Raw genomic sequence first — 13,380 nt, 5'->3', positions numbered from 1 at the left:
GAGGTTCTCAGGGGCGCACGGCTTTGATCGCGCCCTTGGTGCCCTTGTTCACGAACGGCTGGGTTACCCGCGAGCAGCGGTTCGAGGCGTTGCCGATCGTCGGGTCGGTGAAGCCGACCGTGATCTCGAGATTGCCCGAGGGCGGCGTCGTCATCATCACGCGGCGGCCGAACGCTTTGAAGCGTACCTTGCCATTCTTCCGGATGCGGATCGCCATGTCCTGGATGCCCTGGGCCTGGGTCTGGACGATCTGCTTCTTCGCGCTGCGCTTCGCCCAGAACTTCCACCACTTCCCCTTCTTCATGAGCAGTCCAGCAGGAACGCGGGCGCAGAGCAGCTGATTGTCGCCCTGCCGGATCTGGAGCGTCACCTGCTCGCTCATGGGCTTCAGCTGCAGGCCACCGCTCTGATCGAGCACCTCGCGCAGGCGGAGGAAGCTGCGGCCGTTCTTGCGCGGCTTCAGCTTGCCCTTGCGGACGGTGCTGATGAAGGCGTTCGGCGCCGAGCAGCACTGCGGGTCCTCGAAGTCGACGAGGCCGTCGCCGTTGTCGTCGATGCAGTTCGTGCAGTCCTCTTCGCCGATCGAGGTGCACCGCGAGGTGTCGAAGCCCGAGCAGTCCTCGTTGCAGAGGAGGGCGCCGGTCGGCGACCCGGGGCAGGTCCCGCCGTTCAGGTCGGTGCCGTCGCACACCTCGCCGCACTCGGCGACGTTGTTGCCGCAGCCCTCGATGGTGCCCGTGCTGCTGCAGCCGTCGCAGTCGACGGTGTTGCCGTCGTCGCACTCCTCGTCGCATTCGACGACGCCGTTGCCGACCTCCTCGATCTGGCAGGTCGCGGAGCAGCCGTCGCACGGCGTGGTGTTGCCGTCGTCGCACTGCTCACCCGGATCGACGGTGCCGTCCCCGCAGGTGCCCGGGATCGTCGTCGTGGTGGTCGAGCCGGGGCTGAGCGTGGTCGTCGTCGTGGTCGTGGCCAGCGTGGTCGTGGTGGTCTCGAGCGTCGTCGTGGTCGTCGACGCCCCCGGGCATCCGCTGAAATCGATCGTGCAGCTACCCGTGCAGGTGAGGAACGCGCCCGCCACCGAGCTCCCGGGGCAGGCGGCGTCGCCGAACTCGGTCCCGTCGCACTCCTCACCCTGATCGATGACGCCGTTGCCGCAGCTCGTCGGCACCGTGGTGGTGGTCGTCGTCGACGGCGTGACGGTGGTCGTCGTGGTCTCGTCCGGCAGCGTGGTGGTCGTGGTGGTGGTGCCCTGGTCGAGCGTGGTGGTCGTCACGCCCGGGCAGCCCGAGAAGTCGATGGTGCAGCCCTCCGTGCAGGTGAGGAGGGCGCCGGCGACGGAGCCGCCGGGACAGGTGGCGCTGCCGAAGTCGTCGGTGTCGCATTCCTCACCGGCCTCGAGAACGCCGTTGCCGCAGACCGGCTGGAGCGTCGTCGTCGTGGTCGGGGGCGGCTCGAGCGTGGTGGTCGTGGTCGTGGGCTCGACCTGCGTGGTCGTCGTCGTGGTCTCGTCCGGCAGCGTCGTGGTCGTGGTCGTCGACTCCGGGTCGATCGTCGTGGTCGTCGTGCTCGGCGCGATCGTGGTGGTGGTCGTCACCGCCGGGCAGCCCGAGAAGTCGATGGTGCAGCCCTCGGTGCAGGTGAGGAGGGCGCCGGCGACGGAGCCGCCGGGACAGGTGGCGCTGCCGAAGTCGTTTGTATCGCATTCCTCACCGACTTCGAGGATGCCGTTGCCGCAGACCGAGCCGGGGAGGGTGGAGGTCGTCGACGACGTGGTCGTCGTGGTGGTCGTCGCGATCGTGGTGGTCGTGGTGGTGGTCGTGGCGATCGTGGTGGTCGTGGTCGTCGCAGACGTTCCCGAGGTGGCGACCTTGTTCTGTCGCAGGCGGATCGAGTCGGCGACGAAGCGGCCCTCGAGGGTGGCACCGCTGCCGGCGCTCAGACGCGCTTCCGGAGCACAGACGAGCGCACCGACCTGAGCGAGGCGCGAGAAGCGCACGCTGCGGCCGCGGACGAAGACGTGCACGTCCTGGGCCGCGACCGCGGGCGACTTCGGCACCAGATCCGCGGACGTGCTGAGGAGCAGCGAGTCCCTGACGTTCATCGTCGAGGGGCCCGCGAAACGGATGACGCCGTTGCGCGCCACGCGCACGCCGCAGAACGTGTAGGTCCCGTTCAGCTCGACGATGGCCGGGCCACCCGAGCCGCCCGCCACCTGGAGCTCGCCGTACACGCCGGGAGGCAGCACCGTCGTCTTCCCGTTCAATACGACCACCGGCGCGCCCGGGTTGCAGGCCGGGAACGACGGGGGGAAGTCGCAGGCCGTGGCGAGATCGGCGAAGGGCGCGCTGAAGGCCTGCGCCGGGCCGCAGTTGGCGCCGGCTCCCATGGCGGTGTTCGCGTACAGCGCGGCGCACTTCGACTTCTTGTCCATCCTCACCGCGGGGCCGGCGATGGTGGAGTTCGCTGCGGCGAGCTCGTTGCGGGTTATCAGCGTTCCCGCGGTGACGGCAGCGTCGCCCGAGAGCAACTTGAGCGCCTTTGCGCGTAGCGACGTCCGCGCAAGCAGCACGTAGTCCGCAATGCTCGTGCTCTGCGCCGCTGCCAGCGCCGGCGACAGCAGCATGATCGCCGCCGCGAGCGAAGGCAGGAGAGTCCGCTGGATCCGCATGAGAGGCCCCTTCCGGAGAAAAATCCGCACGCTGCCGGCCGGAGCAATCGACATGCCCGGGGAACTTCATGTTCCCACGGGGGTTTTCGGACGGAGCGGGCGCGGCATCATCGCGGCCTTCGTGCATGAACGCAAGGGAAACGGTGGATGGTTGTATAGAACGTCACCAGGAGGGCCGCACTGCCCGAGCCCGGGCGCAACCCGGAGAACGTGCGCGTCGCATGCGCGTCGGCCAGGTAGAACGCGAACGATTCCGTCGGTGAATCGGCGTTCGAAGCGAAAGGCGACTGAGCCACGGCCCGTTCATCGGGCCGCAGTGTCCGTGGAGCGGACGCCTCTGCCGATGGGCGTGCGCCGATGCACGGCTTCTGGAATCCGGGATGCGACGCGAGCCGTCGAGTTTGCGCTCTGCGAGTTGCGGCTACCCGTCTCCCTGGCTTATCACCGGCGGCCGTGCATCTGACCAGACGCGCCTTGCTGCGGGGCGCGGCCGGCGGCGCCGGGCTGGCGCTGCTCGGAGGGTGTCGTCCGGGCGCCCGCGCGACCGCGAACCCATCGCCCCCGCCCCAGGAGCCTCCGAAGCCGATCAGCGCGACGCTGCCGTTCGAGCGCATCGCCTACGGCAAGCAGCCGCAGCAGTTCGGGGATCTGCGCCTTCCCTCCACCCGCGGCACCCGCGCGCCCGTGGTCGTCGTGATCCACGGCGGCTTCTGGTCGTCGGCGCAGGGGCTCGACGTCATGACCGCCGCGTGCGAGGCGCTCACCTACCAGGGGTATGCCACCTGGAACCTCGAGTACCGCTGCCTCGGCGATCCGGGGGGAGGATGGCCCGGCACGTTCCTCGACGTCGGCGCCGGGCTCGACCAGCTGCGCGCGATGGCGCGGCGTCAGCCCATCGACCTCCGCCGCCTCGTCACCCTCGGGCACTCGGCCGGCGGCCAACTCGCGCTGTGGGGGGCCGGGCGCCGCTGGATCCGCGAAGGTGAGCTGCGCGATCGCCGCGCCATCCGGGTACAGGGGGCCGTGTCGCTCGCCGGTCTCGTCGACCTGCGACAGGCGTGGGACCTGGGGTTCGACGTCGTCGGCAAGCTGTTGGGCGGCAGGCCCGACGAGGTCCCGCAGCGCTACGACACCGCGTCGCCCGCCGCGCTGCTGCCGCTCGGCGTGCCGCAGGTCCTGCTGCACGGTCGGAACGACCGCGTGGTGCCTGCCCAGATGAGCCTCGACTACCAGGCCGTCGCCGTTGCCCGCGGCGATCAGGCCTCGTTGGTGTCGCTCGACGGCGTCGGACACTTCGAGCTGATCGAGCCCGAAACGGCCGGGTGGGCACCGGTCGTGGAGGCCGTCCGCCAGCTCTGCTGAGCGCCGCCGGCGGGCCGCGGCACAGGAGCTCAGGCGGCCGAGGCGCCGAGGAACTCGCGCAGGAAGCGGCCGGTGTGGGAGCCCGGGATCGCGGCGACCTGCGCCGGAGTACCCGCCGCCACCACCGTCCCGCCGCCCCGCCCGCCCTCGGGGCCGAGATCGACGATCCAGTCGGCCTCTTTGATGATGTCGAGGTTGTGCTCGATGGTCACGATGGTGTTGCCGCGATCGACCAGGCGGTGGAGCACCGCCACCAGGCGTTCCGTGTCGGCGAAGTGCAACCCGGTCGTCGGCTCGTCGAGCACGTAGAGCGTTTGCCCGTGCGAGTCCTTGGCGAGCTCGTAGGCGAGCTTGATCCGCTGCGCCTCGCCGCCCGAGAGCGTGTTGCTCGGCTGTCCGAGCGTCAGATAGCCGAGGCCGATGTCGGCGAGGACGCGGAGACCGCGCGCGACGGCGGCGTGCGGCGCGAAGAGCTCGGCGGCGTCCTCGATCGTCATGTCGAGCACGTCCGCGATCGTACGTCCGCCGTAGCGGATCGTCAGCGTCTCGTCGGTGAAGCGCCGGCCGCCGCAGGCGTCGCATCCGACGTAGACGTCGGGTAGAAAGCTCATCTCGAGCCGCACTCGGCCCTGTCCCGCGCAGGCCTCGCACCGCCCGCCCGCGACGTTGAACGAGAACCGGCCCGCCCCGTAGCCGCGCAGGCGGGCCTCCGGGACCATCGCGAAGAGACGCCGGATCTCGTCGTAGAGCCCGACGTACGAGGCTGGGGTGGAGCGCGGCGTGCGGCCGATCGGGGCCTGGTCGACCTCGACCGCGCGGGTGAGCGCCGTCGCGCCCTCGAGCGTGCGATGCGCTCCCACGCGTCCCACCGGCGCGCCGAGCGCACGGCGGACGCCGCGGAAGAGGACGTCGCGTACGAGCGTCGACTTCCCCGAGCCCGACACGCCGGTGACGCAGGTCCATGCGCCGAGCGGCAGCCGCACGCTCACGTCGCGCAGGTTGTGCTCGGTGGCGCCCTCGACCGTCAGCCAGGTGCGCGCGTCGAGGGGCCGTGCGGGCGCGACCCGCACGCGGGGACCGGCGAGGTAGCGACCGGTCACCGAGCTCGCCACCTGCGGCAGCCGCTCCGGCGTCGCCACGGCGACGACGCGTCCGCCGTGGGTGCCGGCGCCCGGCCCCATGTCGACGACGAGGTCGGCGCGCCGGATCGTCGCCTCGTCGTGCTCGACCACGACCACCGTGTTGCCGCGCGTGCGTAGCTCGTCGAGCGCGTCGAGCAGCATCTCGTTGTCGCGTGCGTGCAGGCCGATGGTCGGCTCGTCGAGCACGTAGCAGACGCCGCGCAGGTTCGAGCCCAGCTGGGCGGCGAGCCGGATGCGCTGGGCCTCGCCGCCCGACAGGGTGTCGGCGCGCCGGTCGAGCTGGAGGTAGCCGAGACCGACGCGCAGGAGAAACGCGAGCCGGGGCGCGATCTCGCGCAGCGCCGGATCGGCGACGGGCCGCTCGCGGGCGGGAAAACGCAGCCCGGCGACGGCGCGGCTCGCCTCGGCGATGGGCAACGCGAGCAGGTCGGCGATGCCGTGTCCGCCGAGCCGGACCGCTCGGGCCTGCGGGTGCAGCCGGGTCCCGGCGCAAGCGGGGCAGGGCGTCTCGCGCAGGAACGCGCCGAACGCCTCCGGCTCGGTCTCGGCCAACCGGGTCACGGTCGCTGCGAGCTGCTCCTCGAGCACGCGCCGCTGGCGCGCGCCGAGACGCGCGACCGGGACGTCGAGTCGGACGCCCGCCGCCCCGAGCCCGCGCAGCAGACGCCGGCGCTCCGCCTTGCGCCCCTCGTCGGCGAGGGCGAGCACGGCGCCGTCGGCGAGGCTGCGCGCGGGATCGAGCATGGTCGCCGGATCGGGCTGGTCGCGCACGCCGGCGCCGTGGCAGTCCGGGCAGGCGCCCTGCCGGCTGTTGAACGAAAAGAGGCGCGGGTCGAGCGGGGGAAAGCCGACGCCGCAGCGGGCGCAGAAGGCGCGCTCGGAGAACAGCCGCTCGGCGCCGTCGCCGACGACGGCGACGGCGCCGCTCCCCAGTCGCAGCGTCCGCGCGAGGGCGTCCTCGAAGCCGTCGCCGCGCACCGCGACGTCGGCGGCGACGACGAGGTCGATGTCGTGCTCGCGATAGCGGTCGAGCAGCGTCGTGTCGGCGAGCCGGACGCGGGCGCCGTCGACGCGCGCCTCGCGCAGCCGCAGCTTGCGTGCGGCCGCGAGTACCTCCTTGTGATAGCCCTTGCGGCCGCGGACGACGGGGGCCAGCAGGTCGACGCTGGCGCCGCCCAGCTCGCGACGCAGCCGATCGAGGATCTGGCGGCGCGTCTGCGGGCGGATGGGCTCGTCGCACGTCGGGCAGTGCTGGACGCCGAGCTTGGCGAACAGGAGCCGCAGATAGTGGGCGACCTCCGTCACCGTGGCGACGGTCGACGTGCGGCCGCCGCGCGAGAGCCGCTGCTCGATCGCCACCGTCGGCGGCAGGCCTTCGAGGAGATCGACCTCGGGCTTCGCCATGACGCGCAGGAACTGGCGCGCGTACGCCGAGAGGCTGTCGATGTAGCGTCGCTGTCCCTCTGCGTAGAGCACGTCGAAGGCGAGCGACGACTTGCCCGAGCCGGAGAGCCCCGTCAGCACGATGAGCCGGTCGCGGGGCAGCTCGAGGCTGACGTCGCGCAGGTTGTGCTCGCGCGCGCCGACGATGCGGATGCCGGCGGGGGCGGGGGGGGCGCTCCACACCGGGCGCGCGTCGGCGGCGACCGCGGTCCCGTCGGCGCCGAGGGCGGCGCGCAGGAAGCGGCCGGTGGGTGAGCCCGGCGTCGCCGCGATGGTCTCCGGCGGCCCGATCGCGACGACGTGTCCGCCCGCGTCGCCGCCCTCCGGGCCGAGCTCGATCACCCAGTCGGCGCACTTGATGACGTCGACGTTGTGCTCGATCACGACCAGCGAATGTCCGCGTGCGACGAGGCCGGTGAAGCAGCCGAGCAGGCGGGCGACGTCGGCCGGATGGAGCCCCGTCGTCGGTTCGTCGAAGACGAAGACGGTGTGCGGCTTGGCCTCGCGCCCGAGCTGCGCCGCCAGCTTCACACGCTGCGCCTCGCCGCCCGAGAGCGTCGAGAGCGGCTGGCCGAGGCGCAGGTAGTCGAGGCCGACGTCGGCCAGCGGCGCGAGCCGCGCGCGCACGTCGGGCAGCTCGATGAAGGCGTCGAGGGCCTCGCGCACGGTGAGCGCGAGGACGTCCCGGATCGTGCGGCCCTGCCAGCGCACCTCGAGCACGTCGGGCTGGAAGCGCGCACCGTTGCACTCGGCGCAGGGCACGTAGACGTCGGACAGGAACTGCATCTCGATGCGCTCGACGCCGTCGCCCGCGCACGTCTCGCAGCGCCCACCGGGGACGTTGAACGAGAACGTGGCCGGACCGTAGCCGCGCAGCCGCGCCTCTTCGGTGCGCGCGAACGCCTGCCGGATACCATCCCAGGCGCGCAGGTAGGTCGCGGCGTTCGCGCGCGGGCTCGAGCCGATCGCGCTCTGGTCGACGAGGATGACCTCGGCGATCCGCTCCGCGCCCTCGAGGGCGCGGCACGTCCCCGGCACGCCGACGGGCTGCCCCAGCCGCTTCCTGAGTCCGCGGTAGAGCACCTCCTCGACGAGCGTCGATTTGCCCGAGCCCGAGACCCCGGTGACGGCGACGAAGCAGGCGAGCGGCAGGTCGACGTCGATCTGCTTCAGGTTGTGGGCTGCGGCCCCGCGGATGCCGAGCGACAGCCCGGGGATGGGGCGCCGGCGCTTCGCCGGTACGGGGATCGTCCGCCGCCCCGATACGTAGTCGGCCGTGAGCGAGCCGCGCGCGCTGCCGAGCTCCGCCGCCGGCCCGTCCCAGCACACCTGTCCGCCGCGCTCGCCGGCGCCGGGGCCGAGGTCGAGCACGTGGTCCGCGGCGCGGATGATCGCCGGGTCGTGCTCGACGACCACCACCGTGTTGCCCTGATCGCGCAGGCGATGGAGGAGCCGTACGAGCCGCTCGGTGTCGCGCGGATGGAGGCCGATCGACGGCTCGTCGAGCACGTAGAGCGTGTTCACCAGCGACGATCCCACGGCGGTGGTCAGATCGACCCGCTCCAACTCGCCGCCCGACAGCGTGCGCGACTGGCGATCGAGCGTCAGGTACTCGAGCCCGACCTCGACGAGGTAGCGCAGCCGGCTCCGCACCTCGCCGAGCACGAGATCGGCGACCGCGCCGGCGACGCCCGGGCCCAGCGTCAACGCCGCGAGGACCCGCTCCGCTGCCCCGATCGGCAGGCGGTTCAGGTCCGCGATCGTGTAGCCGCCGACGCGGAAGCCGAGCGCCTCGGGCTTGAGCCGCGTCCCCTCGCAGGCGGCGCAGAGGACGTAGCTGCGATAGCGTGCGAGGAACACGCGCACGTGCATCTTGTAGGTGCGGCCTTCGAGCCACTTGAACCAGCGCCGCACGCCGAAGAACTTGCCCTCGCGCTTGCGGTCGCCGTCGAGCACGGCCTGGCGGTGCGCCTCGTCGAGGCCCTCCCACGCCACGTCGGTCGGGATGCCGCGGCGTTTGCAGAACTTGAGGAGCTCCGCCCGCTCCCAGGCCGTCGACTTCGTCGACCACGGCTTGATCGCATCGTCGGCGAGCGCGCGCCGCGGATCGGGCACGACGAGATCGAGGTCGAGATCGATGACGCGCCCGAAGCCGCGGCAGGTCTCGCAGGCGCCGAGCGGGCTGTTGAAGGAGAAGAGATTGGGCACCGGCGGCCGGACCGTGACGCCGCACTGCGCGCAGGCGAGGGCGCTCGAGAACGGCAGGCGCCGGCCGCCGTCGTCCGGCAGCACCACCGCCGCCTCGCCGCGCCCGTGCCGGAACGCCTGCTCGAGCGACTCGACGAGTCGTCCGCGCTCGCCCGCACGCAGGCGCAGGCGGTCCTGCACCACGGTGAGGGCGCCGCCGTCCGGCGCCGTCGCCAGGTCGTCGAGCGCCACCGGTGCGCCGCCGACGAGCACGCGCAGGAAGCCCGCTGCCAGCAGCCCCTGGCGCGCGTCGGTCCACGGCAGGCCTGCGGGCACGGCGATGGGGAAGGTGACGAGCGCACGCTCCTCGGCATGCGCCGCGAGCAGCGTCGCCGCCGCGCCTTCGGCCGTGTCGCAGCGGATCGGTGTGCCGCACTGCCGGCAGTACGGCACCCCCGCGCGCGCGAACAGCAGCTTCAGGTAGTCGTGCAGCTCGGTCATGGTGCCGACGGTGGAGCGCGAGGTCTTCACCGGACGGCTCTGATCGATCGCGATCGCGGGCAGGATGCCGTCGATGCGCTCGACCTGGGGACGCTCCATGCGGTCGAGGAACTGGCGGGCGTACGTCGAGAAGCTCTCGACGTAGCGCCGCTGGCCCTCGGCGTAGAGCACGTCGAACGCCAGCGACGATTTCCCGGATCCGGAGACGCCGGTCACGACCGTCAGCCGGCCGACGGGGATGCGGACGTCGATCCCCTTCAGGTTGTGCTCGCGTGCACCGACGATGCTGATCGACGGTGGGGACGTGTCGGGGTGACGCATGACCGGACTCCCCACTATAGCGGCCCGGAGGCGCGGCGGAAGGGTCGGGTGATGGCGCGGCGCGCGGCCGGCGGCAGGCCGTCGCCCGGGGCTGCCCACCGCCGCCTGCACGTCGCGGTGCTGCCGGGACGGGACGGCGAAGAAAAGAAACCGGGCCGCAGGAAGGCGATCCGGCCGGCTATTGCACCGCTACCCGGCGCGCCGTGAGCACCTGGATGTCGGCGATGAGCTCGCGGATGGCGGCGCGGGTGTCGCGCGCGTTGCGGCGCAGCTCGCGCTCGAGCTGGATGCGGCGGCCGTCGCGGAGCGAGCGATGCCGCAGCTGGAGATGCGCCCGCTGCATCTCCGCGCGCCGGTCGAGCAGGCGATCGACCTTGGCCAGCGCCAGCAGACGCACGCGCTGCCCGGGCGCCGCGTCGGCGACGGTGAGCAGGCGGGAGAGGAGGCCGGTGTGATGGCGCACGATCTCGTCGGCCAGCCGCGGATCGGCGCGTACGATGACGAGACAGAACCCGGCCTCGTACTCGCGCAGCGCGAGATCGACCTGCCCGTCGCGCCGATAGGCGTCGCCGCGCGCCACGCGTGCGGCGGTGCGCCGGAGGCGGGCACGCTCGACGCCGCCGAGCAGCGGGGCGAACAGCGGCTGCGCCAGCAGCAACACGAGCCCCACCACGAGCGCGAGCGCCAGCGGAAGGAGCAGGAGCGCCACGAGCGCGGTGGACATCCCGCCTCGGGACTGTAGGGGATGCCCCCGGTGCTGACAAGGGGAGTTGCGCGCAATCAGGCGAGCAGGCGCGGGTCGAGCGCGGGGAACAGGTTGTCGTGATCCTCGAGCGCCGCGAGATCGAGCTCGTCGATCGCGTCGCGCTCGATCTGTGCGCAGAGACGCTGGCACCGCAGCAGGCTCTCACGCGTGCGGCGCACGGCGTACTCCGTCGTCGTCTCGCGGGAGAGCATGAAGGCCCAGTCGCTCGCCTGCGCCAGCAGCAGCTCGCGCGTCGCCTGCGCGAGGGCGCGGCGGGTACGCTCGTCCGGACGGGGAAGCCGTCGCACGAGCGCCTGCAGCCGCTCCGCGGTGGCGTGCAGGTGCGGGTATATCCAGTCGTTCTGGCGCGCCAGCCAGACCTCGTGATGCCCCTTCCACCCCCACGTGCTCGCCGCGGGCGTCGCGCGCTGCATGACCGGGCTGCGTGCCAGATCGTCGCCCGGCGTCACCATCTCGAGGCCGGGCGTGACCGCGAACCGGCGCAGGACCTGATCGAGCCACAGCGGCCCCTCGAACCACCAGTGGCCGAAGAGCTCGGCGTCGTACGGGCAGACGACGATGGGCGGACGGTCCATCGCGCCCGCCAGCTCCTCGATCTGGACCCGGCGAGCCTCGACGAAGTGCGCCGCGTGCTCCGCCACGCGTTCGCGCGCACGATCCGGCTCGTAGGGCTCCTTGGCGTCGGTCGCGCCGGTGATGCGATGGTACTTGAGCCCCGTGTGTACGCGGCCGCTGGGGGGTAGGTACGGGCGCAGGTAGTCCTCGGGCAGGTCGAAGCCGATGTCGCGATAGAAGTCGCGGTACCAGGGATCACCCGGGTAGCCCGCTTCGACGCTCCAGACCTGTCGCGAGCTCTCGGGGTCGCGCCCGAAGACCGCGAGCCCGGACGGACACGCGATCGGCGCGTAGACGCCGTACACCGGCCGCGGCGTTGCGTGGGTGATCCCGTGCGTGTCGACGACCGTCCAGCGCACCCCCGCCCGGGCGAGGTCGTCCTCGAGCTCCGGGGCGAAGGCGCACTCGGGAAGCCAGAAGCCGGCCGGCGACCGGCCGAAGAATCGCCGGTACTCGGCGACGGCGACCTCGATCTGCGCGCGGACCGCCCCGGGGCAGGACGCCAGCAGGGGCAGGAGCCCGTGGGTGGCAGCCGTGGTCAGTATCTCGACGAGCCCGCGCTCCTGGAAGCCGCGGAAGGCGCCGACGAGGTCCTGCTGCCAGCGATCGAGGAACTGTGTGCGCGCGGCGACGAAGCGCTCGAGATAGCGCTCGGCACAGCGATGGAACGGGAACGAGTCGCGCGTCCGGCGCTCCTCCTTCTCGGCCAGCTCGACCAGGCGATCGAGGTGACGCAGGTAGCGCGCCCGCAGGAGGCGGTCGGAGAGCATGCCGAGGAGCGTCGGGCTGAGCGACAGCCCGAGCCGCACCGGCACGCCGTCGGCGTCGAGGCCGTCGAGGATCCCCAGCAGGGGCAGGTACGATTCGGTGATCGCCTCGAAGAGCCAGCGCTCCTCGAGGAAGTCCTCCTGGTCCGGATGCCGCACCCAGGGCAGATGGGCGTGCAGCAGGAAGGCGATGCGTCCCTGCACCATCGTGAAGCCCCGGAGACCGCGTCAGCGGGCGGGAACGGCCTCGCTGGAACGGCTTTTGCCCGCGTCGAGCAGGCTGCGCACGTCGGGCTCGGCGACGCGCTGCCCCGACCACGCCGTCGCCGCCGGATCCGGGCCGCCCTGTGCGCGCACCGTCACCCACTCGACCTCGGTCTGCTCGGAGGCCGCTGCCGCGGGAGCGACGGCGGGATTCGAGCGCACGAGCGGTACGAAGCGACCACGCGCGGTGCGCAGACCGAGCTCGACCACCCAGGCGCCGCCGGGACGTCCGAGCGGGACGTACCAGCGGTCGGCTCCCGGTGTCAGCTCGACGTCGAAGGCCAGCCGCTCGGCACCGCCGAGCGGCCGCTCGAAGACCCGCAGCACCTCGACCGCACCCTCGGCTTCCGCCGCCAGCGCGCGCAGCGCCGCCACCCGCGTTGTGGGCGTGACCTCCCAGAAGGCGAACAGCCACCACGGATCGCGCGGCAGCAGCACGCACCGGTCACGCCCGTACGCCCGCGGCAGCTCGCCGTGCTCGCCGCTCGACGGCCCGACCGCCGGCTCGCCGCGGACGGCCGGTCCGAGCCAGAACTTGGACTCCTCGACGCGATCGCGTGCGGCATCGGCGGGAGGGGGCGTCGAGCGGCGTAGCGCGCTCCAGGGTCCGCCGAGCATCCGTCCGACCAGGCCGCCGAGGAGCGGCTCCAGCCGATCCCGGACGAACCGGCCGACGGCCGCGCCGCAGGACTCGACCGTGTCGAGCGCGCTGCGTGCGGCGCCCAAAACCTGGGTCAGCACCACGTTCGCATCGTAGCCGGCACCCGCTCCGCCGGCAACGATGGCGCAGTGCGGCGAACGGCTTTCAGGGGGCCGAACGCGCGTGGCGGCCGAGCGCGGTGAGGGCGCGCTCGGCGCTGCCCGAGGCCTGGAGCTCGCCCCGCAGCTCGGGGGAGCGCAGCAGGGTGGCGAGGCCACCGAGGATGCGCAGGTGGTCGTCGAGGGCCGCGGGCGGCGACAGCACCATGGCCACCACCCGGATCGGCACGGTCGGCACGGCCTCGTAGAGTCCGCGGGACGCCACCGCCATGGCGATCATGGGCGCGGCGAGGCCCGCCAGGCGGGCGTGCGGCACCGCCACGCCGACGTCGAGGACGGCCGTCGAGGCTTCGCGCTCGCGCGCCAGCACGGCACGCACCGCGTCCGGGGCTGCCGCCGCGGGCAGTGAGCCGGCCCGAACGAGGACGTCGACCAGGCCGGCGACCGTGTCCTGGAAGCTGCGCCACGGCGGGTCGAGGACGATGTCCTCGGGACGGAGCAGATCCACCGCACGCATGCGGGCGTCGGTGTACCGTTCCGCCGGTTCCTTGACAACGAAAACGACGCGGACGCTTCCTTCCG

General features: G+C 72.7%; 7 protein-coding genes. 1 reads left to right on the top strand and 6 read right to left on the bottom strand.

The window, feature by feature from the left end; translation table 11 throughout:
• Positions 1-7: 7 nt before the first annotated feature.
• Entirely contained in the window at positions 8-2,671 is a 2,664-nt protein-coding gene (locus KIT14_15210) for a DUF4215 domain-containing protein (GenBank protein ID MCW5891871.1), read from the bottom strand.
• 357 nt (positions 2,672-3,028) lie between these two features.
• Here KIT14_15210 and KIT14_15205 point away from each other — a divergent pair, with 357 nt between their 5' ends.
• On the top strand, positions 3,029-4,033 hold the full coding sequence (locus KIT14_15205) for an alpha/beta hydrolase (GenBank protein ID MCW5891870.1): 1,005 nt from the start codon (positions 3,029-3,031) through the stop codon (positions 4,031-4,033).
• Between the two features lie 29 nt (positions 4,034-4,062).
• Here KIT14_15205 and uvrA read toward each other — a convergent pair whose 3' ends face one another.
• From uvrA to KIT14_15180, 5 genes are all read right to left on the bottom strand, one after another.
• Positions 4,063-9,627 (bottom strand): excinuclease ABC subunit UvrA, encoded by a 5,565-nt coding sequence (uvrA, locus tag KIT14_15200; GenBank protein MCW5891869.1) that lies wholly within the window; start codon positions 9,625-9,627, stop codon positions 4,063-4,065.
• Positions 9,628-9,805: 178 nt separating this feature from the next.
• Complete coding sequence (locus KIT14_15195) at positions 9,806-10,351, bottom strand: hypothetical protein (GenBank protein MCW5891868.1); 546 nt, start codon at positions 10,349-10,351, stop codon at positions 9,806-9,808.
• A gap of 56 nt (positions 10,352-10,407) precedes the next feature.
• Positions 10,408-11,982: a DUF1957 domain-containing protein gene (locus tag KIT14_15190; protein ID MCW5891867.1), complete on the bottom strand. Its 1,575-nt coding sequence runs from the start codon at positions 11,980-11,982 to the stop codon at positions 10,408-10,410.
• Positions 11,983-12,003: 21 nt separating this feature from the next.
• The gene (locus KIT14_15185) at positions 12,004-12,783 is read right to left on the bottom strand and encodes a DUF4912 domain-containing protein (protein ID MCW5891866.1); all 780 of its coding nucleotides are present in this window, start codon (positions 12,781-12,783) and stop codon (positions 12,004-12,006) included.
• A 61-nt stretch (positions 12,784-12,844) separates the two neighbouring features.
• A complete protein-coding gene (locus KIT14_15180) occupies positions 12,845-13,315 on the bottom strand; it encodes a PTS sugar transporter subunit IIA (protein MCW5891865.1) in 471 nt (156 codons plus the stop codon).
• Positions 13,316-13,380 lie beyond the last annotated feature (65 nt).

Source organism: bacterium (assembly GCA_026129405.1).
Classification (GTDB): Bacteria; Desulfobacterota; Binatia; order DP-6; family DP-6; genus JAHCID01.
This window is presented reverse-complemented; position numbering and strand designations above follow the sequence as displayed.

Bases quoted from the DNA above. Each gene is read 5' to 3' on its own strand.
- KIT14_15180 (MCW5891865.1), bottom strand. From the start codon at position 13,315: ATGCGTGCGGTGGATCTGCTCCGTCCCGAGGACATCGTCCTCGACCCG.
- KIT14_15205 (MCW5891870.1), top strand. From the start codon at position 3,029: ATGCACGGCTTCTGGAATCCGGGATGCGACGCGAGCCGTCGAGTTTGC.
- KIT14_15190 (MCW5891867.1), bottom strand. From the start codon at position 11,982: ATGGTGCAGGGACGCATCGCCTTCCTGCTGCACGCCCATCTGCCCTGG.
- KIT14_15210 (MCW5891871.1), bottom strand. From the start codon at position 2,671: ATGCGGATCCAGCGGACTCTCCTGCCTTCGCTCGCGGCGGCGATCATG.
- KIT14_15195 (MCW5891868.1), bottom strand. From the start codon at position 10,351: ATGTCCACCGCGCTCGTGGCGCTCCTGCTCCTTCCGCTGGCGCTCGCG.
- uvrA (MCW5891869.1), bottom strand. From the start codon at position 9,627: ATGCGTCACCCCGACACGTCCCCACCGTCGATCAGCATCGTCGGTGCA.